The 25,817-nt window shown below is 58.0% G+C and carries 22 protein-coding genes and 1 pseudogene; 18 read left to right on the top strand and 5 right to left on the bottom strand.

Annotated features, from left to right (window positions below; genetic code table 11):
• The first annotated feature begins 5 nt into the window (after window positions 1-5).
• Window positions 6-524 (top strand): 2'-5' RNA ligase family protein, encoded by a 519-nt coding sequence (locus QMK33_RS05420; protein WP_283563542.1) that lies wholly within the window; start codon window positions 6-8, stop codon window positions 522-524.
• On the opposite strand, the gene QMK33_RS05415 is transcribed toward QMK33_RS05420, so the two are convergent.
• Entirely contained in the window at window positions 521-955 is a 435-nt protein-coding gene (locus tag QMK33_RS05415) for a BLUF domain-containing protein (protein ID WP_283563541.1), read from the bottom strand. The two genes, QMK33_RS05420 and QMK33_RS05415, sit on opposite strands and share 4 nt — an antisense overlap.
• A 142-nt stretch (window positions 956-1,097) precedes the next feature.
• Between QMK33_RS05415 and QMK33_RS05410 the strand changes: the two genes are divergently transcribed.
• Both QMK33_RS05410 and pncA read left to right on the top strand, forming a co-directional pair.
• A complete protein-coding gene (locus tag QMK33_RS05410) occupies window positions 1,098-2,609 on the top strand; it encodes a malate:quinone oxidoreductase (protein ID WP_283563540.1) in 1,512 nt (503 codons plus the stop codon).
• 114 nt (window positions 2,610-2,723) lie between these two features.
• Window positions 2,724-3,335 (top strand): bifunctional nicotinamidase/pyrazinamidase, encoded by a 612-nt coding sequence (pncA, locus tag QMK33_RS05405; RefSeq protein ID WP_283563539.1) that lies wholly within the window; start codon window positions 2,724-2,726, stop codon window positions 3,333-3,335.
• Window positions 3,336-3,361: 26 nt separating this feature from the next.
• On the opposite strand, the gene QMK33_RS05400 is transcribed toward pncA, so the two are convergent.
• Window positions 3,362-4,423 carry a glycoside hydrolase family 43 protein gene (locus tag QMK33_RS05400; protein ID WP_502867049.1) on the bottom strand — a complete coding sequence of 354 codons (1,062 nt, stop codon included), beginning with the start codon at window positions 4,421-4,423 and terminating at the stop codon, window positions 3,362-3,364.
• Window positions 4,424-4,526: 103 nt separating this feature from the next.
• On the opposite strand from QMK33_RS05400, the pseudogene QMK33_RS05390 reads away from it, so the two are divergent.
• The 6 genes and pseudogenes from QMK33_RS05390 to QMK33_RS05365 form a co-directional block, all read left to right on the top strand.
• Window positions 4,527-5,248 (top strand): annotated as a pseudogene (locus tag QMK33_RS05390) (IS5 family transposase); the annotation flags it as partial.
• 145 nt (window positions 5,249-5,393) lie between these two features.
• The gene (locus QMK33_RS05385; RefSeq protein ID WP_349361687.1) at window positions 5,394-8,411 is read left to right on the top strand and encodes a M16 family metallopeptidase; all 3,018 of its coding nucleotides are present in this window, start codon (window positions 5,394-5,396) and stop codon (window positions 8,409-8,411) included.
• A 112-nt stretch (window positions 8,412-8,523) separates the two neighbouring features.
• Window positions 8,524-8,823, top strand: coding sequence for a hypothetical protein (locus QMK33_RS05380; protein WP_283563537.1), 300 nt, complete (start codon window positions 8,524-8,526; stop codon window positions 8,821-8,823).
• A 36-nt stretch (window positions 8,824-8,859) separates the two neighbouring features.
• Window positions 8,860-9,153 (top strand): cell division protein ZapA, encoded by a 294-nt coding sequence (locus QMK33_RS05375; RefSeq protein ID WP_283563536.1) that lies wholly within the window; start codon window positions 8,860-8,862, stop codon window positions 9,151-9,153.
• Window positions 9,154-9,284: 131 nt separating this feature from the next.
• Window positions 9,285-10,985 carry a ribonuclease Y gene (gene rny, locus QMK33_RS05370; RefSeq protein ID WP_283563535.1) on the top strand — a complete coding sequence of 567 codons (1,701 nt, stop codon included), beginning with the start codon at window positions 9,285-9,287 and terminating at the stop codon, window positions 10,983-10,985.
• A gap of 157 nt (window positions 10,986-11,142) precedes the next feature.
• A complete protein-coding gene (locus QMK33_RS05365; protein WP_283563534.1) occupies window positions 11,143-12,000 on the top strand; it encodes an N-acetylmuramoyl-L-alanine amidase in 858 nt (285 codons plus the stop codon).
• Between the two features lie 87 nt (window positions 12,001-12,087).
• Here the strand turns inward: QMK33_RS05365 and QMK33_RS05360 are convergent, their stop codons facing one another.
• Entirely contained in the window at window positions 12,088-12,588 is a 501-nt protein-coding gene (locus QMK33_RS05360; RefSeq protein ID WP_283563533.1) for an acyl-CoA-binding protein, read from the bottom strand.
• A 173-nt stretch (window positions 12,589-12,761) separates the two neighbouring features.
• Between QMK33_RS05360 and asnB the strand changes: the two genes are divergently transcribed.
• From asnB to QMK33_RS05315, 9 genes are all read left to right on the top strand, one after another.
• The gene (gene asnB / locus QMK33_RS05355; RefSeq protein ID WP_283563532.1) at window positions 12,762-14,666 is read left to right on the top strand and encodes an asparagine synthase (glutamine-hydrolyzing); all 1,905 of its coding nucleotides are present in this window, start codon (window positions 12,762-12,764) and stop codon (window positions 14,664-14,666) included.
• Between the two features lie 68 nt (window positions 14,667-14,734).
• Window positions 14,735-16,075, top strand: a complete 1,341-nt coding sequence (locus tag QMK33_RS05350) for a UDP-glucose dehydrogenase family protein (protein ID WP_283563531.1) — start codon at window positions 14,735-14,737, stop codon at window positions 16,073-16,075.
• Window positions 16,076-16,153: 78 nt separating this feature from the next.
• Entirely contained in the window at window positions 16,154-17,143 is a 990-nt protein-coding gene (locus tag QMK33_RS05345; protein ID WP_283563530.1) for a UDP-glucuronic acid decarboxylase family protein, read from the top strand.
• A gap of 290 nt (window positions 17,144-17,433) precedes the next feature.
• Window positions 17,434-18,006, top strand: a complete 573-nt coding sequence (locus QMK33_RS05340) for a hypothetical protein (RefSeq protein ID WP_283563529.1) — start codon at window positions 17,434-17,436, stop codon at window positions 18,004-18,006.
• A 630-nt stretch (window positions 18,007-18,636) separates the two neighbouring features.
• Window positions 18,637-19,053: a sugar 3,4-ketoisomerase gene (locus QMK33_RS05335; RefSeq protein WP_283563528.1), complete on the top strand. Its 417-nt coding sequence runs from the start codon at window positions 18,637-18,639 to the stop codon at window positions 19,051-19,053.
• A complete protein-coding gene (locus QMK33_RS05330) occupies window positions 19,038-19,997 on the top strand; it encodes a GNAT family protein (RefSeq protein WP_283563527.1) in 960 nt (319 codons plus the stop codon). Before QMK33_RS05335 ends, QMK33_RS05330 begins: the two co-directional genes overlap by 16 nt.
• A gap of 59 nt (window positions 19,998-20,056) precedes the next feature.
• The gene (locus QMK33_RS05325) at window positions 20,057-21,007 is read left to right on the top strand and encodes a glycosyltransferase family 2 protein (protein WP_283563526.1); all 951 of its coding nucleotides are present in this window, start codon (window positions 20,057-20,059) and stop codon (window positions 21,005-21,007) included.
• 260 nt (window positions 21,008-21,267) lie between these two features.
• Window positions 21,268-23,202 (top strand): hypothetical protein, encoded by a 1,935-nt coding sequence (locus tag QMK33_RS05320; protein ID WP_283563525.1) that lies wholly within the window; start codon window positions 21,268-21,270, stop codon window positions 23,200-23,202.
• A gap of 164 nt (window positions 23,203-23,366) precedes the next feature.
• Window positions 23,367-24,587: a hypothetical protein gene (locus QMK33_RS05315; protein ID WP_283563524.1), complete on the top strand. Its 1,221-nt coding sequence runs from the start codon at window positions 23,367-23,369 to the stop codon at window positions 24,585-24,587.
• Window positions 24,588-25,059: 472 nt separating this feature from the next.
• Here QMK33_RS05315 and QMK33_RS05310 read toward each other — a convergent pair whose 3' ends face one another.
• Window positions 25,060-25,332: a hypothetical protein gene (locus QMK33_RS05310; RefSeq protein WP_283563523.1), complete on the bottom strand. Its 273-nt coding sequence runs from the start codon at window positions 25,330-25,332 to the stop codon at window positions 25,060-25,062.
• A 170-nt stretch (window positions 25,333-25,502) separates the two neighbouring features.
• A complete protein-coding gene (locus QMK33_RS05305; protein ID WP_283563522.1) occupies window positions 25,503-25,721 on the bottom strand; it encodes a transposase in 219 nt (72 codons plus the stop codon).
• Between the last annotated feature and the right edge of the window lie 96 nt (window positions 25,722-25,817).

Genomic DNA, 25,817 nt, shown 5'->3' with positions numbered 1-25,817 from the left:
GCACTATGACCAATGCCCCCCTTATCCTGACGCTGACGCTCGACGCGGCCAGCCAGGCGTTTTTTGACGAGCAGCGCCGCCGCTATTTTCCGCCCAAAATCAATTACCTCAGTGCCCACCTCACGCTGTTTCACGCCCTGCCGGGCGCAGAGGAAAGCGCTATCACACAGCACCTTGCTAAAATGGCCGCCGCCCAGCCCGGCCCGCTGCCCTTGCAAGTGACGGGCCTCAAGTTTATGGGCCGGGGCGTAATGTATACCCTCGACAACCCCAACCTGCCAGCCCTGCACCGCGGCTTGCAGCGGCAGTGGCAGGCCTGGCTATCGCCCCAGGACCAGCAGGGCCTGCGCCCCCACATTACGGCGCAAAACAAGGTGGACCCGGCCGTAGCGCGCGCTTTGTACGAAGAGCTAACGGCTGGCTTTCAACCATTTGAGGCACAGGGCACGGGGCTGGCGCTGTGGGCGTACAAGGGCGGGCCCTGGGAGCTGCGGCAACGCTTCGCGTTTCGCGGCGGGGCTTAGGCGGCCACTTGCTCAAAGCACGACGCCATGAACTCGCTCAGTAGCGGTTGCACCAGGGTGCCGGCGCTGGCTATCACCAGCTGCGGCGGCGTGAGGTAGCCCGGCAGCGGAAACCCGGCGGGCAGCGGCGCAAAGCTCATGTGCCATTCCGTAAATTCGCGACGGGCTACCAGGCCGTCGGCCAGCTTTTCGAGGCGGCCGTGGCGGGGGTCGGTGGCAATGCGGGCGTAGAGGCAGCGCACGGCCGCCGGGCAGCCCTCCAGCACTTGCATAAACCGGCCGCCGCCGTACATCAGCACGCCCGTGATGCCGGCCTGCGCATTAAATACGCGTGCGCGGCGCAATAGCCGCAGCAAGCTTTCCTCCGTAAAATCGACAATGACCGTACTACTGTAAACGATGCTGTAACAACCCGCTGGCTCGCTATTCATACTCAACTCTTCTCTCTACGCCCCGGCGCTACTGGTTAATTCTGTTGGTTCCGCTTTACTTCTGCTGCTGGCCAATGTTTGCCCATAGTAAGGTAAAGCTCACAAAGTTACCTTCCGCAGCGCTAATCCCTTCTTTTTACATATGAATTTGAAAACTCCACCGGTGCAGCCACTCACCGCTGATGTGGTGCTCATTGGGGCGGGCATCATGAGTGCCACGCTGGGCGTACTACTCAAAAAGCTTGACCCCAGCCTGACCATTGCCGTGTATGAGCGCCTCGACGCGGTAGCCGCCGAAAGCTCCGATGCCTGGAACAACGCCGGCACCGGCCACTCGGCCTTTTGCGAGCTCAACTACACGCCCCAGCTGCCCGATGGCAGCGTGGATATCTCGAAGGCCGACAAGATTGCCGAGCAGTTTGAGCTGAGTAAGCAGCTGTGGGCGAGCCTGGTGGAGGCCGGCGACTTGCCCGAGCCGGGGTCCTTCATCCACAGCATTCCGCACATGAGCTTTGTGTGGGGCGCGGCCAACGTGGCCTACCTGCGCACGCGCTACGAGACCATGCTAGGCTCGCCGCTGTTTGCGGGCATGGAGTTTAGCACCGACCCCGCCCGGCTGGCGCAGTGGATGCCGCTGGTAATGAGTGGCCGCGACCCCGCCCAGCCGGTGGCCGCCACGCGCATGGCCATTGGCACCGACGTCAACTTCGGCGCGCTCACCCGCGCACTCTTCGCCCAGCTGCGCCAGCAGCCGGGCGTGGCCTTCGAGCTAGGCCAGGAAATTGAGGACCTGAAGCGCCAGGAAGGCAACCTGTGGCGCGTAAAAATCCGTGACCGGGCCACCGGCGACAGCCGCAAGGTGTACACGCGCTTCGTATTTATTGGGGCGGGCGGCGGCTCGCTCACGCTGCTCGAAAAATCGGATATTCCGGAGGCCAACGGCTTTGGCGGCTTCCCCGTGAGCGGGCAGTGGCTGAAGTGCACCCAGCCCGAGGTGATTGCCCGGCACAACGCCAAGGTGTACGGCAAGGCCGCCGTGGGCTCGCCGCCCATGTCGGTGCCCCACCTCGACACCCGCCAGATAGACGGCCGCCAGGAGCTGCTGTTTGGCCCCTACGCCGGCTTCAGCACCAAGTTTTTGAAAAGCGGGTCGTACACCGACCTGTTCCGCTCGATTGAGCTGGGCAACATCCGGCCGCTGCTCTACGCCGGGGCGCGCAATATTCCGCTTACCAAGTACCTCATCGGCCAGGTGATGCAAACGCCCGAGCAGCGCATTGCGGCCCTGCGCGAGTACTACCCCGAGGCCCGGCCCCAGGACTGGGAGCTGGAAATGGCCGGCCAGCGCGTGCAGGTCATCAAAAAAGACAAGAAACAGGGCGGCGTGCTGGAGTTTGGCACCGAGGTAGTTACGGCGGCCGATGGTTCCATTGCGGCGCTGCTCGGCGCGTCGCCGGGCGCAAGCACGGCCGTGAGCATCATGCTGGATTTGGTGCAGCGCTGCTTCCCCGAGCACGCGGCTACGCCCGAGTGGCAGGCTACGTTCCGGCGGTTGGTGCCGTCGTTTGGCCAGCACTTGGCTGATAACCCGGCCCTGACGGCCAGCGTGCGGGCGCACTCGGCCAATGTGTTGGGGCTGAACGGTGTAGGGTAAGCTTTAGCTTGCCGCGGTAACGCCGCCCGAAGGCAATTACCCCGGCAAGCTAAAGCTGAGCGCACATTTTTTCACCTACCAGCGGCAAGCTAAAGCTTACCCTGCACTTCTTTTATGACTTGTCTCCTGCTCATCGACTTTCAACTCGATTTCTTACCCGGCGGCGCACTGGCTGTGGCCGATGGCGATGCCATCCTACAATCAATCAATGAGTTGCAGCCACATTTCGACCTGGTGGTGGCTACCCAGGACTGGCACCCGGCCGGGCACCGCAGCTTTGCCAGCGCCCACCCCGGGCAGGAGCTGTTTAGTGAGATTACGTGGCAGGGCCTGCCCCAGCGCCTCTGGCCCGACCACTGCGTGCAGGGCTCGCCGGGCGCGGCCCTGCACCCCGGCCTGAGCCTGGACCGCGTGGAAGCCATCTTTCGCAAAGGTACTGACCCTGAGCTGGATAGCTACAGCGCTTTTTTTGATAACGGCCACCGCCGCGCCACCGGCCTCACGGCCTACCTGCGGGCGCGGGGCATCAAGCAGGTATTTGTGGCCGGCCTGGCCGCTGATTACTGCGTGTATTTCAGCGCCAAGGACGCCCGCGGCGAAGGCTTCGAAGTGACCGTGCTGGAAGATGCCACCCGCGGCATTTCGGCCGAAGGCATCGCCGCCGCCAAGGCCGACCTGCTGGCGCAGGGCGTGCGCTTTGCGCGGGCGGGCGAGGTGCTGGCGTAAGCAGGCTTTTGCCTGATAATAACTATTTACGGGTTAATCGTCACGATGCTGCCGTCGGGGTTGCGCTTTAGCTCGGTCATTTTCACGTTGCGTAGCCAGGTTTTATTGCTCAGCTGGGTATCGTGGTAGAAGATGTACCACTTGCCCTTGAACTCGACGATGGAATGGTGGGTGGTCCAGCCCTGCACGGGGCTCATTACCACGCCTTTATAGGTGAAGGGGCCGGTAGGCGAGTCGCCCACCGCGTACACCAGCAAGTGCGTGTCGCCGGTCGAGTACGAGAAGTAGTACTTGCCCTGGTACTTGTGCAGCCAGCCGCCCTCAAAAAAGCGTCGTTTGGTGTCGCTGGCCAGCAGGGGCTTGCCAGCTTCATCCACTATTTTGAGCTCCTGCACCGGGCCGGCGAAGTGCTTCATGTCGGGGCTCATAAGGGCCACGCGGGGGCTGATGGCGGGCTCGTTGCCGTCGGGCTTTTTCTCGGGGGTATTGGCGTTGTAAGTGCCAGTGGCCCAGCGCTGAAGCTGCCCGCCCCAGAGGCCACCCAGGTACATATACGCCTTGCCATCGGTGTTGGTAAACACGGCCGGGTCGATGCTGTAGCTGCCCGCGATGGGCGTGGCCTCGGCCTTGAATGGGCCGGTGGGCGACGAGCTGGTAGCCACGCCCATGCGAAACACGTCCTGCTTGTCCTTTACCGGGAAGTAGAGGTAGTAGGTGCCGTTTTTGAAGGCCACATCAGGAGCCCACAGCTGGCGGCCGGCCCAGGGCACCTCCTTCACATCGAGGGCCACGCCGTGGTCGGTTACCTTGCCGCCCACGCTGTCCATGGACAGCACGTGGTAGTCGCGCATGGCGAAGTGGTCGCCCTTGTCGTTCTCCGGAATACCCGCCTCAATGTCGTGCGAGGGATAGATGTAAAGCTTGCCGTTGAAGACGTGCGCCGAGGGGTCGGCGGTGTAAATAGTGCTCAGCAGCGGCTGCGAGAGGTACTTGGTGCCGGCCGAGTCGGCGGGCGGGGCCGGCGCAGTAGCGGCGGCCGGCTGGCCGGTGGGTTGGGTGGGCTGGCTTTGGCAGGCGGCCAGGGCCAGCGGGGCGGCTAGAGCGTGAGGACAATTACCTTTGCCTAGCTTCAGGTTATATCAAATAAGTTAAGCATTAAATTATATGCGCCGTCATGAAATAACCGACCGCCAATGGGAGGCCGTATCCCCGCTCTTATCCGGTAAAGCCACCGATTGCGGCGTAACGGCCAAAGATAACCGCCTGTTTTTCAACGCTATCATTTGGATAATGCGGACCGGCTGCCCCTGGGCCGACCTGCCCGAGCGTTTCGGCAAGGCTAATTCGGTCTGCCGCCGCTTCCGCCGGCTGGCCCAAAAAGGTGTGTGGGAACGCGCCTTTTTGGCCTTGCAAGCGCCGGAATTGGAATGGGTCATGCTCGATTCGACCGTCGTGCGGGCGCACCAGCATTCGGCCGGCCAAAAAAAAGTGACCCCGAAACCGAGTGCCTTGGCCGCAGCCGCGGGGGTATCGGCACCAAGATTCACGCCTGCACCGAGGCTTTAGGCAACGCCGTGCGCCTGATTGCCACCGGCGGACAGGCCGGCGACTGCCCGCAAACCCAGCTCCTGCTGGCTGGCCTGCAACCGGGCAAGGTGGTGGCCGATACCGCCTATGACAGCGATGAAAACCGCGCTTACTGTGCCCAGCACCACATCGAAGCCGTTATTCCCAGCCACCCCAATCGGGTGAAACCCCTCGATATGGACGCGGAAACCTATCGGGACCGCAACAAAATCGAGCGCTTTTTCGGCCGCCTTAAGCAGTACCGGCGCTTAGCCACACGCTACGAAAAAACCGTCGTTTCTTTCCTGGCCTTCTGGCACATTGGGGCAATGTTAGATTGGCTTAGATAAATAAACTTGACTCTAATTGTCCTCACGCTCTAGTGTAACGCCAAGCGCGGAGTGGCGAGTAACATTGTGGGCCGGCCGGACGGGGTAAGCTGCGGCTTCCCCGCCCGGCCGGCTTTTTCTCATCCTTTCTCCTCCTCTGAAAATGCGTTTTGCCTACCCCTGGCTGTTCGGAATGACCCTGCTCGCGGTGCCCGCCGTGGCCCAGAAGCCCGCGCCCAAAGCCGCCAAAACCCCGGCCGCCAACAAGATGGCGGCCTCACCTATAATTGGCGGCGCTCGCCTCATTGAGAAGGTAGCGGCCAAGCCCGGCGAGCTGGTGATTCCGTACGAGAAGTACGTGCTGCCCAACGGCTTAACGGTTGTCGTGACCGAAGACCACTCCGACCCGCTGGTGCACGTGGACGTGACCTACCACGTGGGCTCGGCCCGCGAGCAAATTGGCAAGTCGGGCTTCGCGCACTTCTTTGAGCACATGATGTTTCAGGGCTCCGACCACGTGGGCGACCAGCAGCACTTCAAGCTCGTAACCGCCGCCGGCGGCACCCTCAACGGCAGCACCAACCAAGACCGCACCAACTACTACGAAACCCTGCCGAGCAACCAGCTCGAAACCGGCCTCTGGCTCGAAGCCGACCGCATGGGCTTTCTGCTGGATGCCGTGAGCCAGAAAAAGTTTGAGATTCAGCGCGCTACCGTCAAAAACGAGCGCGGCCAGAACTACGACAACCGCCCCTACGGCCTGGCCAGCGAGTACATCTCTAAAACGCTGTACCCCTACGGCCACCCGTATTCGTGGCTGACCATCGGCTACCTCAAGGACCTCGATAAGTCGAGCGTCGACGACCTGAAAAACTTCTTCCTGCGCTGGTACGGCCCCAACAACGCCACCCTCACCGTGGGCGGCGACGTGAACACCGCCCAGGTCCTTAAGCTGGCCGAGAAGTACTTTGGCCCCATCAAGCGCGGCCCCGCCGTGCCGGTGCAAAAGCTGCCTGAGCCCGTGCTCACCGCCGACCGCTACGTGAGCTACGAGGACAACGTGCGCTTCCCGATGCTGCAAATGGTATTCCCGACGGTAGCCCACGGTAACCCCGACGAAGTGCCCCTCGACGCGCTGGCCGACATCATCGGCAGCGGCAAAACCTCTTTGCTCTATAAGAACCTGGTAAAGAACCAGAAAGCCGTGCAGGCCCAGGCCTACCAGCGCAACTCGGAGCTGAGCGGCGAGTTTGCCATGGTGGCCCTCAGCCTTCCTGGCAAAGGCCTGGACAGCACCGAGGTTATCATGCGCAACACGCTGAAAGAGCTTGCAACAACCGGCATCAGCGACGAGCAGGTGGCCCGCTACAAAGCCAGCACCGAGGCCCAGCTCATCAACGGCCTTAGTAGCGTGAGCGGCAAAGTGAGCCAACTGGCTGCTAACCAGACCTATTTCAACAACCCCAACCGCCTGCCCATCGAGCTGCGCCAGTTGCGCAGCCTCACCAAGGCCGACGTGCAGCGCGTGTTCGATAAATATATTAGCGGCAAGCACGCCGTTATTCTGAGCGTGGTGCCTAAGGGCAAAACCGACGAGCAGGCCGCCAAGGACAACTACACGGCCTCCGCCCTCGGCTACAAGGCCCCTACCTACGGCTACGACGGCCTGAAATACGTGAAGGCCACCGATACCTTCGACCGTGCGAAACAGCCCAAATCGGGGCCCAACCCGGTGGTGAAAGTGCCCGCCATCTGGCAGGATAAATTTGGTAATGGCCTGAAAGTCATCGGTACCAGGAACACCGAGCTGCCCACCACCACCATGCTGCTCACCGTTCAGGGTGGCCACCGGCTGGAGCAGGCCAGCCCCGGCAAAGCCGGCGTGGCCGCGCTCACGGCCCAAATGCTGAATGAGGGCTCGACGCAGTACACCGGTGAAGAGTTTTCGGCGGCGCTCGACCGCCTGGGTAGCACTATTCAGGTATTCTCGGGCGACGACAATACGACGGTGTACGTGCAGTCGCTTACCAAAAACCTGCCCGCCACTCTGGCCTTGCTCGACCAGCGCCTGCTGCACCCGCGCTTCGACCCGGCCGACTTCGACCGCCTTAAAAAGCAAACCCTGCAAGGCATTGCCAACCAGGTAACCCAGCCGGTGGTAATTGCTAACAACGCCTATGCCAAGCTGTTGTATGGCCCAACCGACATCATGGGCGTGCCCAACAGCGGCACCACCGCCAGCGTCACGAGCCTCACGCTCGACGACGTGAAGCAGTTTTACCAGCAGTACTACTCGCCCAGCGTGAGCAACCTCACCATCGTGGGCGACCAGGACCAGGCCACCGTGGAGCCCGCGCTGGCCTTCCTCAAAGCCTGGCCCGCCAAGCCCGTAACGCTGCCCGTGGCCACGGCCGCCGTGCAGCCCGACAAAACCAAAATTTACTTCATTGATAAGCCCGGCGCAGCGCAGTCCGAGATTCGGGTGGGCTACCTCACGCCGCTGGCCTACGACGCCACCGGCGACTACTACCGCGCCTACCTCAGTAACTACCTGCTCGGCGGCGCCTTCAACTCGCGCATCAACCTCAACCTGCGCGAGAACAAGGGCTATACCTACGGCGCTAGCTCGGGCTACCGCGGCACGCGCTACTTCGGCCCCTACACGGCCCAGGCCGGCGTGCGCGCCGATGCCACCGCCGCCTCGGTGAAGGAGTTTATGAGCGAAATCCAGAACTACCGCAATGGTATTTCGGATGAGGAGCTGGCTTTTCTGCAATCATCAGTGGGCCAGAGCGATGCGCTCAAGTACGAAACCGGCCAGCAGAAAGCCGGTTTCCTCTCACGCCTCGCCGAGTACGACCTCAAGCCCGACTACGTGAGCCAGCAGGCCGACATTCTCAAGAACCTGAAGAAGGAAGACGTGCAGGCCTCGGTGCAGAAATACCTGCCCGCCGACAAGATGTACATCGTGGTGGTGGGCGACCGCGCCAAGGCCTTTCCCGGCCTCTCGGAGCTCGGCTACGACGTGCAGGAGCTGGACCTCAACGGTGGGCCCGTAACGGCCGCTGCGCCAGCTACCACGCTCAGCGCTCCTGCCATGCCCGCCATGCCCGACGGCAAAACCAAAACCGATAAGCCCAACGGTACCAAAGTAAAGACCAAGAAGAAGGGCGGTGAATAACCGGCTCTGTTAAATAACGCGTGAAAAGCCCGCCCACCGGCGGGCTTTTTTGTGGCCCGTTAGGGCAGCGTGCGTTCGCGCCCTACCTTCGCGGGCTAAATCACCTCTTTTTGTGGCTTCGTCTCAACAACTTGCTCAGCTCGACCGCCTGGAGCGGCAGGTAACCACCTTAGTGGCTGCCTATCAGCAGATGCGCGAAGAACTGGCCGATGCCCATACCACGATTCAACACCTGCAGGCCGACGAGCGCGACCGAGAAAAACAGCTGCGCGAGTACCAAAACCAGGAAAACATTGTTAAACTTGTCCAGACCATAGCCGGCGGGGAACCCACCCAGGCCAACGAGCTGAAACAACGCCTCAACGAATACATCCGCGAAATAGATAAATGCCTTGCCTATCTGAGGGAATAACGAGCCTCCTCATTTGAATGCCCTATCTTGCTCTCTATGAACGAACTGGCTATTAAAATTCGCATTGCCGAGCGCGATTACCCCATGCGGGTAGCCGTGGCCGACGAAGAGCGCCTGCGCCTGGCCGGCCGGCAGCTCAGCGAACAGCTACGTGAGTTCCGGGAGAAATACGGTATTCAGGACAAACAAGACCTGCTGGCGATGGTGGCCCTTGCTACCATGGCTGACTCTTTGAAAGTTAGCAAAGAAAAGGATGGAACCGATGCAGCCCTCACCGAGCGCCTGGCGCGCCTCGATGAGCTGCTGACTGGCGTGGTGCTGGCCGCCTAGCGGCAGTGCAGCCCCCGTGATGTTCGTTGGCCCGGCCGGGCGCACCGAAGGCAAGTGGCCTTCTCGTAGCGCTCCGGTTCCGGGTTTTTGCCGTTGCTATGGTTTTGACTCCACTTCAATTCCATAACTCCATGTCACTCATTATTTTATATGTCGCCGTCGCGGCCGTCATTGCCCTGGTGGCGGGCGTGCTGGTGGGGCGGCAGCTTGCCGGCAAAGCCCGGCAAGACCTCGAAGGCGAGGCCCGCACCAAAGCCCAGCAACTCCTCGACGAAGCCGAAACCCAGGCTACCCGCACCCGCGACGAACGCATTCAGCAGTCGAAAGACAAGTTTCGCAACCTCAAAAATGAGCACGAGCAGGAGCAAAAGCGCCTGCGCCGCGAATTCGAAACCGAGAGCCAGCGCCTCAAAGCCGCCCTCGACCAGGAGCTGACTGAGCGTCGCCAGGGCGTATTGGCCCAGGAGCAGAGCATCAAGCACCTCACCGATACTACCCAAAAGCAGCTCGAAACCATTCAACAGAAGGAAAAGGAGTTCGATGGTACCCGCGAGAAGCTCCAGGCTGACAGCGATAACCTGCGCACCCGGGCCGAGCAGCAGGAGGAAAAGCGCCAGGCCAAGCACGAGGCCGCTCTGGCCGAGTTGCAAGCCAAGCAACAGGAAGCCGAAGCCCAACTGCACGACGTGCAGAGCCAGCTCGAAAAAGTAGCCGGCCTCACCGCCGCCGAGGCCCGCGAGCAGCTCGTGGAAAGTCTCAAGAACGAGGCCCAGTTACAGGCTTCGTCCTACATCAAGGATACCGTGGCGCAGGCCAAGCTCACGGCCACCAAGGATGCCAAAAAGGTGGTGCTCGAAACCATTCAGCGCACCGCATCGGAGCACGCCATTGAGAACTGCGTGTCGGTGTTCAACATCGAAAGCGACGATGTAAAGGGCAAAATCATCGGCCGCGAGGGCCGCAACATCCGGGCGCTCGAAGCCGCCACGGGCGTCGAAGTCATTGTGGACGACACCCCCGAGGCCATCATTATTTCGGGCTTCGACCCGGTGCGCCGCGAAATAGCCCGCCTCTCGCTGCACTTGCTGGTGAAGGACGGCCGCATTCACCCCGCCCGCGTGGAGGAAATCGTGGCCAAAACGACCAAGAAAATCGAGGAGGAAATCATCGAAATCGGCGAGCGCACGGTCATCGACCTTGGCATTCACGGCCTGCACCCCGAGCTGATTCGGATGGTGGGCCGGATGCGCTTCCGCTCGTCCTACGGCCAAAACCTGCTGCAGCACAGCCGCGAAGTGGCCAACCTCTGCGCTACTATGGCCGCCGAGCTGGGCCTCAACGTGAAGCACGCCCGCCGCGCCGGCCTGCTCCACGACATCGGTAAGGTGACCACCGAGGAGCCCGAGCTGCCCCACGCCATCCTGGGCATGGAAATGGCCAAGAAATACAAGGAGCACCCCGACGTAGTGAATGCCATCGGTGCCCACCACGATGAGATGGAGATGACAGCCCTCATCTCGCCCATCGTGCAGGCCTGCGACGCTATTTCGGGCTCGCGCCCCGGCGCCCGCCGCGAAATGATGGAGAGCTACATCAAGCGCCTCCGCCAGCTCGAAGAAACGGCCTCGGCCTTCAAAGGCGTGAACCAGACCTACGCCATCCAGGCCGGCCGCGAGCTGCGCGTTATCGTCGATGCCGAAAACGTGAGCGACGACCGCGCCGCCGAGCTGAGCTTCGAGATTTCGCAAAAAATTGAGAAGGAAATGCAGTATCCCGGCCAGATTAAGGTGACCGTAATTCGCGAAATGCGCTCGGTGGCCTACGCCAAGTAAGCAGCCTCGCTGGATAAGCAAGCACGTCATACTGAGCTTACTGAAGCAGCGCGCCCGCGCCGTTGGATAACTAGCCCCAACGATGCGAGCGCGCTGCTTCGGTAAGCTCAGTATGACGTTCTTCATTTTAACTAGTTGTCAGACAACTGATTATCGCATGACTAAATTTTCTGCTGCATTAATAGTAGCCGCTATTCTCGCTGCCACTGCCTGCGTGCGCAACCCCTACGCGGCTACCAATAAGGTGTATCGCCAGCAAGCCAAAGCATTGGCGCGCCAAATTCAGGTCCAGCCCGCGCAGCCTACTGATAGTCTGCCCGCTGTGCCCTACTGGGTGGGCACCGTCAATTTCAACCTGCGCAAGCCCAACTACGTTATCATTCACCACACGGCGCAAAGCAGTACGGCCCAGACGCTCAAGACCTTCACCCTGGTGAAGCCCCAGGTGAGCGCGCACTACGTGATTGGCCGCGACGGCCAAACCTACCATATGCTCAGCGACTACCTGCGGGCCTGGCACGGTGGCGTCGCCCGATGGGGCGGCATCACCGACATCAACTCAGTCTCCATTGGTATTGAGCTGGATAACAATGGCACCGAGCCCTTTCAGGAAGCCCAGGTGGTCAGCTTGCTGAAGGTGCTGGCGGCCCTCAAGCGCACCTACAACATCCCGGCAACCAACTTTATCGGCCACGGCGACATTGCGCCCACCCGCAAAAGCGACCCCAGCGCCCTGTTTCCCTGGCAAAAGCTGGCGCAGCGCGGTTTTGGGCTGTGGTACGATACCACAGTGCTGACTGATACCACCGCCGCACCCTTCGCCACCGATTCGCTAGGCCAGTTCCTGCCCGGCCTCACGCCCCGCGAAGCCCTGCGCATCATCGGCTACGACACCCAGGACCTGCCCGCCGCTACCAAAGCGTTCAAGCGCCACTTCGTGCCCACCGACCCCAGCCCACTTCTCACCGAAACCGACCGACGTATTTTGTATAATATCTATCGTAAGTACTTATAAATAAAATACTTATAAACGAGACAGTGGGTGTTGAAACGGCGGCATTAAGCTCAGTTTCAACACCCATTGTCTCGTTTATGCCGGGAGCTATTGCGCGCCTTTCAGCTTGTCTTCGCCACCATAGGGCGCGCCGGCCGTGATGTCGCCGCGCAGACCTCCGGTGCTTTGGCCGGGGCCAAAGCCAGGCTGCGGCGCAGTCGTGTCGTTCTCCGTGCCAGTAGGCAGCGGCGCATCAGGTGCTATCGGGGCGTTGGTGAGCGCATCGGTTGGTACCTGTCCGGCCTCGGAGCCGCCATTCTGGTTGCTACCCATTATTTCGGTTGCCTTGGCCACGTACTGGCGCTTGGCATCTTCCTCCGAAATACCCTTGTACTTATCCCAAGAGTCCCATTGGCCCTGCGAAAGACCACCAGGCCCGCTGGCCTGGTCAGCACCAGCGGCATCCACTTCCCCGCTTTTCATATTCACGTCACCCTCAGTGGCTTGCTTGTACAGGCCATAAAGTTCGGTCATGTGTTTGGGAGCGGTTTCGGCTGGTAAGTTGTTGACTTGCTGCACGGCAGCTTCAAATTCTTGTTGCAAGCTCATAAAGGAGGGTGGGGGAGGATTTACGTAAAGAAGAGCCTGCAACCGGGCTGCGGCTCGGTAGGCTTTACTAGTTCAGGTCGGCCGGGGTTGCATCTTGCGGGTTGTAATTGGGTAGTTTACTTCATTTTTCCGGCCCATGACACTGGGCTACGCCCTATCTTTGCCCACTAGCTATGTGTGGAATAACCGGCGCTTACGCCTTCTCCGATTTGGGTCGCTTGGCCCTGACCCGCTTGCAGGCGGCTACGGACGCCATTGTGCGCCGCGGCCCCGATTCGCAAGGTCATTTTATTTACGACCAATGCGGCCTGGGCTTTCGGCGCTTAGCCATCCTCGACTTGTCGGCCGATGGCAACCAACCCATGACCGACGCCTCGGGGCGCTACACCATCGTCTTCAACGGGGAAATATTCAATTTCCGCGAGCTGCGGGAGAAGCTGGTGAAAAAAGGCTATCAGTTTAATTCCCAAACTGATACGGAAGTTATTCTGAACCTGTACATCAGCGAAGGCCGGAGCTTTATCAAAAAGCTCAACGGTTTTTTCGGTTTCGCCATTTTCGATAAAGAGGAGAATTCACTCTTCATTGCCCGCGACCGCTACGGCGTAAAGCCTCTGCACGTATACCGCGATGAAGACCAGTTGCTGTTCGGCTCCGAGCTCAAGTCGCTACTGGCCCTGGGCGTGCCCCGCAAGCTCGATTACGTAGCCTTGAGCCAGTACTTGCAGCTCAACTACATTCCCGGCCCCGCCACTATCTTCAAGGGTATCAAGAAATTACTACCTGGTCATTACCTGTTTATTCAGGGTAACAAGGTGGTGCGCAAGCGCTGGTACAAAATCCCCTACGACCCCAAAAAGGTCGCCAAAAACAAGCTCACCTACGACGAGCAGCAGAAAAAGCTGGTGTCGCTCATGGACGAGGCCGTGGAGCGCCGCCTCGTAGCCGATGTGCCGCTGGGCTCTTTCTTGAGTGGCGGCATCGACTCCAGCGTGATTACGGCGCTGGCTACCCGCCACACGCCGCACCTCAACACGTTCAGCATCGGTTTTCGCGACGAGCCCTTTTTCGACGAAACCAAGTATGCCAACCTGGTGGCGAAGATGCATAAAACCAATCACACGGTTTTCTCGCTGAGCAACAATGACTTATACGAGCACATCTTTCAGATGCTCGATTACTTCGACGAGCCCTTTGCCGATTCGTCGGCGCTGGCCGTGCACATTCTCAGCCAGCGCACTCGCCAGCACGTAACGGTGGCGCTGAGCGGTGACGGGGCCGACGAGATTTTCGGCGGCTACAACAAGCATATGGGCGACTTCCAGGTGCGGCAGGGCGGCTTCAAGGCCGAAGCCGTCACGGGCCTGAACCTGCTGTGGGACATTCTGCCCAAGTCGCGCAACTCCTACTTTGGCAATAAAGTCCGGCAGCTCCAGCGCTTCTCGCGCGGCATGCTCAGCGGCCCCAAGGACCGCTACCTGGACTGGGCCAGCTTCGCCTCCGAAAAGCAGGCCGCCGACCTGCTGAGTCCCGCCAGCCGCCGCAAAGTTGATAAGAAGATTGCCGCCAAGCGCCGCAAGGATATCCTCGAAAATATCCACGCCGACGGTGACCTCAACGAGGTGCTGCTCACCGACATGCAGTTGGTACTACCCTACGACATGCTCACCAAGGTAGACTTGATGAGCATGGCTAACTCGCTGGAAGTCAGAACGCCATTTCTCGACTACAAGGTGGTGGACTTCGCCTTTTCGCTACCCGTTAGCAGTAAGGTAGACGGCAAGATGAAGAAAAAAATCGTGCAGGATGCCTTCCGCCCCATGCTGCCGCCCGAACTCTACGACCGCCCCAAGCACGGCTTCGAAGTACCCCTGCTCAAGTGGATGCGCGGCGAACTGCGCCCCCTCATTGAGCAAGACCTGCTGGCCGATGATTTTGTAGCTGGCCAGGGCATCTTCGACGTGGCCGCCGTGCAAAAACTAAAAAAGCAGCTGTTCTCCAATAGCCCCGGCGATGCCCACGCCCGAATTTGGGGCCTGATAGTTTTTCAGTATTGGTGGAAGCACTACATGGCTTAGTGTCAGGCTAGGATTGTTTTTGCTATTATTACCTCGCTCTTACTTCTTAAAAACACCTAGCTCTCACTATGAAAGTCGCAGTTGTAGGCACCGGCTACGTCGGACTAGTCACCGGAACATGTTTCGCCGAGGTCGGCATTACGGTTACCTGCGTTGACATCGACGAAAAAAAGATTACCAACCTGCGTAACGGCATCCTGCCTATCTATGAGCCAGGATTAGAAGAAATGGTAACCCGCAACGTGAAGGCAGAGCGGCTGCACTTTTCTACCAACCTGAGCGAAGCCATTAAGGACTGCGATGTGGCCTTTATTGCCGTGGGTACCCCGCCCGGCGAAGACGGTTCGGCCGACCTAAAATACGTGTTGGCCGTGGCCCGTGGCATCGGCGAAAATATGAACAGCTACGGCGTAGTCGTTACCAAGAGCACTGTGCCCGTTGGTACAGCTGCTAAAGTGCGCGCTGAAATCGAGCAGGCGCTCAGCAAGCGCGGCGAAACTATCGACTTCGACGTAGCGTCCAACCCGGAATTCCTGAAAGAAGGCGCGGCCATCGATGACTTTCTCAAGCCCGACCGTATTGTAGTGGGCATCAGCTCCGAGCGGGCCGAGGAAGTAATGAGCCGCCTGTACAAGCCCTTCCTGCTCAACGGCCACCCGATTATTTTCATGGATATTCCGTCGGCTGAAATGACAAAATACGCCGCTAACTCGATGTTAGCCACCAAGATATCGTTTATGAACGACATCGCCAACCTGTGCGAAATCATGGGGGCCGATGTAAATATGGTGCGGCGTGGTATTGGTTCCGACGCCCGCATTGGCACCAAGTTCATTTATCCCGGCATTGGTTACGGCGGCTCTTGTTTCCCCAAGGATGTAAAAGCCCTCATCAAAACCGCCCAGGAAAACGGCTACCAAATGCAGGTGCTGCAAGCCGTGGAAGGCGTGAACGAGGCGCAGAAAGAGGTATTGTTCAATAAAGTGCGCAAGCATTTTGGTAACGACTTGAAAGGCAAGAAGTTTGCCATATGGGGCCTCTCCTTCAAGCCCAAAACCGACGACATGCGCGAAGCGCCGTCGCTGGTTATCATCGAGAAGCTCCTGGCCGAAGGGGCCACGGTATCAGCCTACGACCCGGTAGCCGTGAAAGAAGCCAAGCACACGCTGGGTGATACCATCACCTACGCCAAAGACCAGTTTGAGGCGTTGGTTGATGCCGATGCGTTGCTTGTCGTGACCGAGTGGCCCGAGTTTCGTTCGCCTTCGTTCGAAGTAGTGGGCCGCTTGCTCAAACAAAAAGTTATTTTCGACGGCCGTAACATCTACGACCCAGCCGAGATGAAAGAAGCTGGCTTTGCTTATCACTGCATAGGTATTCGCACGGCTCACAAAGAGCCAGTTTCCTAAGTCGTTGGTTTGACGACATATTAAATTATTCCTTAAAAAATCTAATGGCTAGCAGCTAGTAGCTAACAGCTTAACAAAATGGCTGAAGAAAAAAAGCGCGTTCTTATCACCGGTGGGGCCGGTTTCCTGGGCTCGCACCTCTGCGACCGGTTTCTGGCTGAAGGCTACCACGTTATCGCGATGGATAACCTGATAACGGGCAATCTCGCTAACATCGAGCACTTGTTCAAGCGCGAAGATTTCGAGTTTCATCACCACGATGTGAGCAAATTCGTGTTCGTGCCGGGCAAGCTGGACTATATTCTGCACTTCGCCTCGCCGGCCTCGCCCATCGACTACCTCAAAATCCCGATTCAGACGCTGAAGGTAGGTTCACTGGGCACCCACAACCTGCTGGGCCTGGCGCGGGTAAAAGGCGCGCGTATGCTGATTGCCAGCACGTCCGAAGTGTACGGCGACCCCGAGGTGCACCCGCAGGTTGAAACCTATTTCGGCAACGTAAATCCCGTAGGGCCTCGCGGCTGCTACGACGAAGCCAAGCGCTTCCAGGAAGCCATTACTATGGCCTACCACACCCACCACGGCCTGGAAACGCGCATTATCCGCATTTTTAATACCTATGGCCCCCGCATGCGCCTCAATGATGGCCGCGTACTACCAGCCTTCCTGAGCCAAGCCTTGCGCGGCGAGAACCTGACCGTATTCGGCGACGGCTCGCAAACGCGCTCGTTCTGCTACGTCGATGACTTAGTAGAAGGCATTTATCGCCTGCTACTCAGCGATTATGCGCTACCAGTGAACGTTGGCAACCCGGCCGAAATCACTATCAAACAATTTGGTGAGGAAATCGCCAAATTAACTGGTGTCGAGTTTAAGCCGACCTACCAGGCGCTGCCCGAAAACGACCCGATGAAGCGTAAGCCGGATATCACGCTGGCTAAAGAAATTCTGGGCTGGGAACCCAAAGTGGACCGCGCCGAAGGGTTGAAGCGCACGCTGGAATACTTCAAGGAGCACGTAGACGAGGTGATGGCTGGCAAGGTGGACAATGCGCCGCGCAGCTTCTAAGTGGTTAGCTTATGTTTTGATTGATAAAGGTTAACGGGTAGAATAATGCCTGATTGCGTTTGGTTTGCTTCTTGGGAGCACATCAAATTCTTTTATCGGGTAACAAATCGGGCCACTGGTAGCAATTGATAGTTGCTGCTAGTGGCCCGGCTTTTTGTATTCACTTCGTATGGAGCGTATTAATTTGTGCAGGCTACCATTGGGGCGACTATTACCCCGTAATTTAGCGGGGGTAATGGGCGACTCGACAGTGGTTGGCAAAGCATTTGGGCCTGCGAAAAACCAGCGGTATGGCAAGAGTTAAAATGGTGGAGGGCTCGGGCATTGCGGGCATCAGCGGGCGCATCGGGAACTTGGTGTTCAGGATGAGTGCCGATGGCGTCACCTACGCCCAACAGGCGGCGGGCAAAAAGGGTCCTCCTTCCGCAGCGCAACAGCAGCACCAGACCGACTTTAAAGCGGCCGCGGCGTACGGGCGTGAGCAGCAGGGCAGTGCAGAGGGACGGGCTTACTACCAACCCTACGTGCAGCCGGCCCGCTTTGGCAGCGTGTACAGCATGGCCCTGTCGGACTTTTCCAAACCGCCACAGCTATTGGTGGTGGAGGCCGACGGGTACCGGGGGCAGGCCGGGGCGGTTCTGCGCGTGCGGGCGCACAAGCCCTGCGGGGTGGTAGCGGTGCAAGTACGAGTACTGGACAAGGCCGGGCAGGTGCTGGAGCACGGGGAGGCCACCCACGAAGCGGGCGACTGGTGGACCTGCGCAACCAGGGCAACGCACCCGGAAGCTGCCGCCTGGCAGGTGCAGGCTATCGCCTGGGACCGTCCGGGCAAAACGGCGGAACTGGCCATTATGCTGGAATAATGCTAAATCTGCAAAGACCATAAGAGGGAGGTTATATAACCAAGAAGCCTATAACCAGCCTATGCGGAACCTATGTACGCTACGGCCTTAGGTGGAAAGAGGTATGGGAGAAATGTGCTATTTGCTGGGGAAAGGGGCAAAGTGGCCGAATGGTATGCCGCCAGGTGGAGAATACTGTGATGGCTCACAAGGCCGGTGGGCGGGTTTTGGCCGGCACACTGACCGAATGCTTGGACCTGGAATGTGGTCTACTCCCTACTAGAGCGGTTTTCGGGTCTATGTACTTAGTTAAAAGTTAAAAGTGAAGACTTAAAAGTAAGTAAGTCTGCATTTTAACTCTCCACTTTTAACTTTTAACTAAGCAGTAAAACGTACACTGACCTGAAAACCGCTCTAGGCGCTGTCCTTATCACGAATGGAGTTGCGAGAACGAGGTAGAGACGCCACACCTGGTGTCTCGGCGTTGGACGGTCGAACTGGGGAATTACTACCCGGTCATACAACATCAGCAACGACGAGACGCCAAGTGTGGCATCTCTATCTCCGTGTCCTTTTCTTATTTCATTTCGTGACGGGTATATCTTTGCTGAACCAGGGCAATTCAAGCCTGAGGCTGTTTCTGTTGATTTTATGGCTGAATTTGCCGACCCGCACCTCATTAGCTTTCCCAAGCTGGGTGACCCCAGCATCGGCTACATTTCCGTCACGGAGCAACAGAAATTATTGCCCTTTGAGGTGCAGCGTATTTTCTGGACCTATTACACTCCTGAGAGCATCGTGCGCGGCCGCCACGCCCACCACGTGACGGAGCAGGTGCTCGTGGCCGCCGCCGGCCGCATCATTGTCACGACTGAACTAGCCGACGGTTGCATTGAACTGTTCCGGCTGGAGGACCCGAACGTTGGCCTGTACGTGCCACCGCATGCCTGGCACACTATGCAGTATTCACACTCGGCCGTGCAATTGGTGCTGGCATCGGTACCGTACCAGGAAGCCGATTATATCCGGGAGTATGACGAATTCAAACGGGTATGGCAGGCGCGGTAATTGGGCCGGCGGCCGATAGCGGCCTGATTGCCGGGCGGGCCGACAAGCTGGTCCTGCATTCGCCCACGCATTTTTTGCGTGAGCTACCGCTTGCCCCTCAACAGGAGCAGTACGGCACCGGGGCCGCCGCTCGCTTCGGTAGCCTGGCCGGGGAGGAAGTGCTGGCCATGCCGGATGCCGCTGGGCGGTGGCTGGTGCAGCACCTGGCCTGGGATTCGGCCTTTTTTGGTACCGATACCTACCGCCTGTTTACGGGGCTATTCGGGGCGGAAATCAGCCCGGCCGACCTGGCCCAGGCGGCCGCTGCCCTGCGGGCCGAACTAGGCCGACGAGGCCCATACTATGCTTTTGGTGTGGTACCGGCCGAGGATACGGCCTTGCTACAAGCCCTGACCGGCGGTGGCTGGCGACTGGTGGAAACCCGACTGAACTTCTATTGCTCAGTGGCCAGTGCTACCCTGCCGCCGCCCGCTTTAGTGCGCCTGGCCCGGCCCGACGAAGCCGCGCACATTGGCCGGATTTCGGCGGCCGCCCGCAACGTATTCGACCGCTTCCACGCCGACCCATGGTTCGGCGACGCGCGGGCCGATGCTATGCTGGCTCGCTACGCGGAAGCCGCCGCGGAAGGCAGCTACGCCGATGCCGTGCTGGTGCCCAATGAGCCCGGCCTGCCTATCGACTCATTCCTAGCCATTGGCGATGCGGTGGCCGAGGCCGGGGTGCCGGGTAGCGGTTCATCGCGGGTATTGCTTACGGCCGTGGGGCCGCAAAACCGGGGCTGGCACCTGAAATTGGTAGCTGAGACTGTGCGCCGAGCCGCTGAAAAACAGCGACCCTATGTGCTGATGACCACGCAGGCCACTAACCGCGCCGTATTTCGCACCTGCGAGAAGCTAGGGTTCCGACTGGGTAGCACTACCCACGTACTGGCCTGTAGCGGCTAATTAAACTTTACCTTTGTCAGCGCGCAGCAATACTGCGCAAGTAGTTGCACTATTAATCTATGCCCAAGCTATCCGTCATCGTTCCCTGCTACTATAACGAAGACAATATTCCTGTTACGATACCGGGGCTGATTGGGAACGAGGTGAATTTCCCGCCGGAGGTTGAATTTGAGTACATTTTTGTGGACGATGGCTCGGGTGATGATACGGTAGCTGCGCTGCGCCGCGCCCAGGCCCAGTATCCCGACCGGGTGCGGGTGGTGGAGTTGGTGGCCAATGTGGGCTCGTACAACGCCATTGTGGCCGGCATGGCCCATGCCACTGGCGACTGCATGGCCATTATCACGGCCGATATGCAGGACCCGCCGGAACTGATGGTGCAGATGTACGACTATTGGAAAAAGGGCTTCAAGCTAGTTATCGGTAACCGGCAGGACCGCGAGGAAACCGGCTTCAGCCAGGTATTCGCCAAAACGTTTCACTGGCTGATGAAGCACCTGGCCCTAAAAAATATCCCCGATGGCGGTTTCGATTTCGTGTTTTTCGACCGCCAGGTGTGCGACGACGTGGTACGAATGCAGGAGCGCAACAGCAACCTGTTCTACCTGATGGTATGGCTGGGCTACGACTACGTGAACATCCCGTACGTGCGCCGCAAGCGGGAAATCGGCAAGTCGCGTTGGACGCTACAAAAGAAAATCAAGCTGCTTATCGATTCGCTGCTCTCGTTCTCCTACTTTCCTATCCGGGCCATTTCGGTGCTGGGGCTAGGGCTGGGGGGCGTGGCCATGCTGTATGGGCTATACCTCATCGGCCTGCGGTTGTTTGGCAGTGGCGAGCCCGAAGGCTGGACGACCCTGATGGTAGTGGTGCTTTTCGTTGCCGCTTTCCAGATGATTGCCTTAGGCGTAATTGGAGAATACGTGTGGCGCGGCATGGACGCGGCTCGGCACCGGCCCCTATACGTAGTGAAGCAGATGAATGAGATCGGACGGGAGTTGCTTGGATAGCAAAGCCGCAACGCGGCTGATAACGGAATCAAAAACAGATTTGCGGTCGCTTCGCTTGGAGCCAGCCCACTATCTGGAGCATCGCTTCCGGGTTCAATAGAAATAAAATAGATTACTACATCGAAAACCCATCTCGAAAATACGGCCGGGATTAGCGCAAGCAGCCTCACGCTTCCACAATCTTCGCAAGCCATTCGCACCAAATGATGTTGTGCGAGGCCTCGAATGGCTCCACGCTTCGTCTGTTATCTGCGTTACTTATGAGTTTGTTTTTCCCATATCTGCTGCTGACAATTGGGGGCTTGACCATTGCTTACGTTACCGGCCGTTTGCTGCTGGGCCAGTCAGCGGAAGCGACGGAGCCCTATTTTGGGGTGTTTTTGGCAATGGTAACGGGCTTGAGCCTATGGGTGGGGACGTACGCAGCCGTGCAGACGGGAGGCCACACTGTAATGCTACCCGTGCCTTTGTTGATGGGTTGGCTAATCTGGAAGCAACGGGGTTCAGTTGTGAAGGAAGGGCTGTGGTTACCACACGCGCTAGGTTACGCGATGGTTATAGCGGTGGTGCTCTATGTGTTCCGGTTCTGGCTGTTTTATGATTCTGAGTCGACTTTCCTGGCCACCCCGTTTCAAGATTACGTTTTTTACGCCCGCGTCAGCTTGGCCCTGAATAAAACTGGCATCGAAAGCACAGTGCTCGAATCGGTGTTTCCGCAGTTCATTGGTGCGCAACCCTATCACTATTATGAACTGTGGCTGAATGCTTTACTTGTTCGATGCACAGGTTTGTCGGCGATGTGGGGCCTTTGCCTGAGCACATATACTATTCTGCTAACGATAGTGGCGCTAGGCCTGCGGGCCTTGGTGGCACACTTTGGGCATAAGGCGACCTGGGCCTGGCCGCTAACCGTGCTGTTGCTGTTAAGCGGCGGCGTTAAATGGCCCGCCTTCCTACACTACGATTTCACGAAAAATGGCAGCTTATTGGCTGGTAGCCAGGTTCTACTTGAGCCGAAATTGGCTGCCATCGCCGTTTTTATTGCCTTGGGCGTGCTGCTTTTAGTGCGCCGCCGCTACGACTTAGCGGGGCTCGTACTAGCGTGTATTCCGTTGGTGTACGTGTCGACTGGGCCGGCTATTGGTGGCAGCACCGTAGTGCTGGGCGGGTACCTGTGGTTAAGCCGCCGCGCTACATATTCGCAAGTAACTCGCTTACTGCTGCCTATGTTCCTAACCATTGGCTATTTCGGCGTTTTTTACGTCGTGCAACCAGCCTCCTTTCAACTACGCGAGCCGGGGCTGCAACTAATAGATGAACTGGTGCCAAAGCTGGTGGAGGCGCGGACCCTGCTTAATATATTCATTGGGTCGCTGATACTGTATGGATTGTTCTTTGGATTATTACTAGCGGCTTGCGTCGTCGTAACCACCCGTTGCGCTTGGCTGAGCCAACGAAAAGAATTGCTTCCGGTGCTGGTATGGGCCGGAGCCTGCGCCGTTCTGGCAGCGGCTGGCCGGACGTTGGCGACGCATTTCATTGATGGCTTTCAGTTTTCTGGCAATGTAATGGGAGCCTTGGTGCCCACGCTGCTGGCCGTGGTACTAGGAGCGGCATTTGGGGGGGTAAATACCTGGAGGCGGCTGGCTGCGCTAACGTTGCTAGCGGGGGCAGCTGTTGTCAACTGCTACCCGTTGCTTCAGGATAAATTCCAGAAGCAAACCGCGACAGTTTACTCAGCTGCCTTTCTAAGCCAAGTGCAGGCGGCCCTGCCCGATAGGGAAGTGCGCGGCGGCTTTCTGTTCGGGGATAAAGACTATGATAACACCTATATGCTTTCGGAGGATACGTACTCGGCCGGTACTTATCTGGCCGGCCTGAGTAATCGGTATGACCTGATGAGCCTCTCCATCTTCGCCGTTGACAGTCTGACGACTGACCCGCGCTACCGCCTCGATTCTGTGCAGGCCCGGCAGCGTTTGCATAGTGCTAGTTTGTACCGGTACGCGCGCCTAATGGTGCCCTCACGGCATATGCCCACCGATAGCCTGCAGTACCAATTCGTGAAACAGTACGAGTTAGCCTTTATTTGCGCGTCGGCAAAAGCGACGCTGCCCGAAATATTGCGTCCTTTAGTAGCAAGGGAAATTATGGACCCCCGGTCGGGAGAAAAAGTATACATTCTCAAGCAGTAACCTGCTGTGTAAGAAGTGGCAGCCCATGGTTGCAATGATTTCCAGATGGCTCCATGATAGCCACAAGCGGCCAAATAGCCTGCGCGTTGTTAGCCACGTTGTAGCAGCAACGGTTACTTTTACTGAAATTAGTAGGCCTAACTGCTTACGCAACATCGCTGCGCATGGGAGAAGTACTGAACCAGAAAAAGACCAGCAGTTTCCGACGGAATGCCATTCTGCTGTCAGTACTAACGGTTGTTATCACGATGGGGTACTATATGCTGCTCATCGGCGTGCTGCATAGAATTACGGATATTCAGCTCCACGTCTCCATGCTGTATAACGTCTGCCTGGGGCAGGGCTCAGTGCCGGCAAATGCCGGTTTCTACGAAGTAGTTCACCTGCTCAGTGGATTTACCTGTAATCCTGGGCGGCTGCTAATCATTGCCATCATTGTGGTAGCAATGGCCTGGGGCGGGTTGGTGGGCGTTTCCGCGTATGGAGGAATTGGGCTATTGCAGCAGGGAGAATTAATTCAGCGCATCAGCACAACTGCAAACGTAAAGGGTATGGCGTTGGTGGCGGCTCTAGGCTCGTGCCTGCTGTTTCCGTTGCCAGTCAGCACGGCTAGCTGGTATGTCGGGCTCCTGCCCCCCAATGTTTACCATAATTCGACCATCATTACCGCTATGCCGTTCAGCATCGCCGCGGTTGTGTTGGGCACGCAGTGCTTGGCAGCGGGCGGCGCGGTAAACTGGTGTAAAGACTTGTATCTGGCACTGGTGTTGGCTACAGGAGCCATTTTCAAACCGAGTTACGCCTTTGCCTTCGTGCCGGCATATGCGGTGCTGTTTCTGCTGCAATCCCGGTTACAGGTAGTGCAAATAATGCGGTTAGCCCTGGCGATAGTCCCCGTTTTATTAGTAATTCTGGGCCAGTTGATGTGGACCAACCACCACCCACAGGACACGCTGGGCGGCGCTTCTCACGTAGGTTTCGCTTTTCTAGCTGGCTGGCACACCTTTGTGCCCGACTACAGCAGTTGGCACGTGCTAGGCTGCGCAGTCAGCTCCTTTCTGGTGCCGATAGTAGCCTACGGGCTGCGGCCTGATTGGCTCCGGCTGCCGGCCCATCGGCTCGGGCTTCTAAGCTTACTTGTTGGGTTCGGCGTCTTTCTGTTTGTGTACGAAACCGGGCCAAGGGCAATGCACGGTAACTTTATCTGGCAGGTAATAGCCGCCAACCATGTGCTGCACTGGATTATTCTCCTGGCTACTTTGTCGTGGATACCTGTGAATATAAGCCAGCGGCGCAAAAAAATGGTGCTCCTTACACTGTTGATAATTGAGGTATTGTGCGGCGTCACTTACATGATTAATGCATTATTCGTGGGTGTTTATTAGCAACTGCTATTACGCATCTGGCCTGCCGAAAAAGTTGCGAATCGGTAGCCTGTTGGTTATAAAGAATTGACAATCTAATCAGATTCGCAGAGTATCGGCGCTTGTTTTAAATGAGCGGTGCCAAGCCCGAAATGATGCTGCCATCTTGCCGCTTGATGTATAGCATAGTTGTATAACAGCAGGTAATAAGTTATTTGTAATCTTGGTGAGCCGGCCAGCGATGAATAGGTGCCCATACAGTTAACACCGTACGGCTGATACTTACGGCGGTTCTTCAGCGAAGCTTTTACTTGAGCCTGTTTAAAGTTCGGGTTCTAAGGGTATTTTCCGGAGTAGCAGGACGGTAAACGCCAGAAAATGGAAAGCGAGCCAGTTATCCACGGTGGTTTCGTAGCGGACGAGTAGGGTTTTGAAGCTGTCGAGCCAGGCATTGGTGCGCTCAATGGCCGTGCGTTCGGGGTAGAGTTCGGGGTCAGTCAGTATAAGTGTCCTGAGCGGCTTCACTGGTGCGGGAGCTTGGATTCAAGGCGATGTTGGCTTCAATGCCCCGGCGGAAGCAATCATCGCGTAATGCTTGAGCATCAAAGCCGCTATCCGCATTAAGAAAGAAACCTTCGAGCGAAATCTGGGCTGCTTCCACCAGCGCGCACAACTCCCCGGACGAGGTTTCGATGGCAAACAGGTTATGGTAGTTGCCGGCCTGCGGACTGGCGCAGGCCAGGGGCTGGCCCGTCCTACCGGCCATAAAAGCAGGTTGGTCGTGCGGGCGGCTTTACGCCCCTGGTAGCCGATGGCCGCCCCCCTGTTGTGGGTGCGGGTATGGCTACCATCGGGTTGAATGCTTGACAAATCCAGGCGCGCCTTATGCAGCTGCAGCTGCATTACCCAGCGCTTCTTCCACGAGCCGTCCTTGCGCTATTCATTAAAGCGGTAATACATGCTCTCCCAACTCAGAAAATTCTCGTTAAAAAACTGTTTAAGTGGTAGTTGTCGCCACTGGCAGCCAGTTTTAAGCTTGTACAAAATGAGTTTCACCACCCCCAGCAGGTCGGCTTGACAAGCTGGCCTGTGGGTGCCGATGCTCAGGTAGGGCAGTATCCAGGTACGAATAATATCTTTGCGCAGGACTTCCATCGAAGGAAGGAATTTGAGTGGGTCGCACCCCAAATTTCCGACTTCTTTGGGAGTCTTCGTGCATGACACCCATCTGCTCCCAGAAACCTAGAACAG

It is taken from the genome of Hymenobacter sp. H14-R3 (assembly GCF_030063445.1).
Classification (GTDB): Bacteria; Bacteroidota; Bacteroidia; order Cytophagales; family Hymenobacteraceae; genus Hymenobacter.
The sequence above is the reverse complement of the archived record's forward strand: the minus strand, read 5'-3'. Positions and strand labels throughout refer to the sequence as shown.